Annotated in this window: 2 protein-coding genes; both read right to left on the minus strand. The window is 52.3% G+C overall.

Going from position 1 to position 1,209, the window contains the following annotated elements:
* Nucleotides 1-333: Arm DNA-binding domain-containing protein (locus tag AC1QQ2_RS14275; protein WP_479713636.1), on the minus strand; the 333-nt coding region annotated here is incomplete at its 3' end.
* 170 nt (nt 334-503) lie between these two features.
* Nucleotides 504-1,109: a hypothetical protein gene (locus AC1QQ2_RS14280; protein WP_479713637.1), complete on the minus strand. Its 606-nt coding sequence runs from the start codon at nt 1,107-1,109 to the stop codon at nt 504-506.
* Nucleotides 1,110-1,209 lie beyond the last annotated feature (100 nt).

The raw sequence follows: 1,209 nt of genomic DNA on the forward strand, positions 1-1,209 counted from the left end.
ATCGATTAAGTCGCCCAACGTGCCGAGTGCTCGTTGTTCCAGCCTAGCATCGATGGCTCGCTTCTTCTCGACGGCTGGGTCTTGTCCCTCATTAACCTTCTCGCGCAGGGCCCCGGCTTTGAGGCGGGCTTCCTTCAGTGACAGGGCTGGGAACTGGCCGATGGCAACCTGCTTGCGCTTCCCGTCCTCAGGTGAGGTGTACGACAAGAAGAAGGTCTTCTTGCCTGATGGGGCGACTGCCACGCCGAAACCTCTGCAAACCACGTTTGCATCGCGCAGGCGGTACACGGACGGTTTCGGTTTTGCGTCTCGTATTGTGCGATCGGTCAGCATCGTATAATTGCCACGTTAATTGCCGCGTTAAATATGATGCTTGATGGTAGCTGCTGAGCGCTCTTGGTGCAATGGTTCAGTAAAAATTTGTTTAAATACAATAGTATAATGTCATAATTTGCTAAGATTTGCTACTCGATGATACAATTTGATAAGCATCACCTCCTCACTCATAACCTGAAGGTCGTAGGTTCAAATCCTACCCCCGCAACCAACGTAACCGACCCTCCTGCGATAATGGAGCGGCGCTTACTCTCATCCCCATGACTTAATTGAAGAATTCCGGCTAAATCGCCGACCAATTCCATCTGATGCCCACCCTGCGCACTGGCGTCTGGAACCATCCGCACTTCTGAAACGAAGCCACGGAGGATCTCAACGGCCTCTGTCCGTAAATGGTCTTCGCGGAGTGCGACGCTCAGGGCGTGAATGTGCTCTTTGAAGCGGGTGCTCATGCTGGGATGCAGACGCAATGTTGGGGCAGGGGGCTCTGAGGCGAGTTCCAGCTCGAGTGCCTCTTTTGTTGCTTCGTGTTCTGTGAGCTTTGCGATCATGGAGGGGTGATACATCCCGTCTTCGACGGCTTTTGTGATTTGGTCGATCGCTGATTGTGTTTTTGCGAGCTTGCGTTCGGCTTTCTCCCGTTCGGCTGAAACATTGGCCGCAAAGTTATTATAGGATTTGCGGTATTGGTCTGCGAAGGCGCTGACCATTTTGGGGGACCACAGCCGATCTCGCAGGCCTGTGATGACACGATCTTCGAGGTCTTCTCGCATGATTGTCGCACGATTGGTGCAGATTGAGCAGCCTCATTTGACCGGTCCAAGTTTATAGTTAGTGCATATATGGCCTCTGATCCATTTGTATGATGGCTTC

The organism is Aestuarium sp. (genome assembly GCF_023253315.1).
In the GTDB taxonomy this organism is placed as follows: Bacteria; Pseudomonadota; Alphaproteobacteria; order Rhodobacterales; family Rhodobacteraceae; genus Marivivens; species Marivivens donghaensis.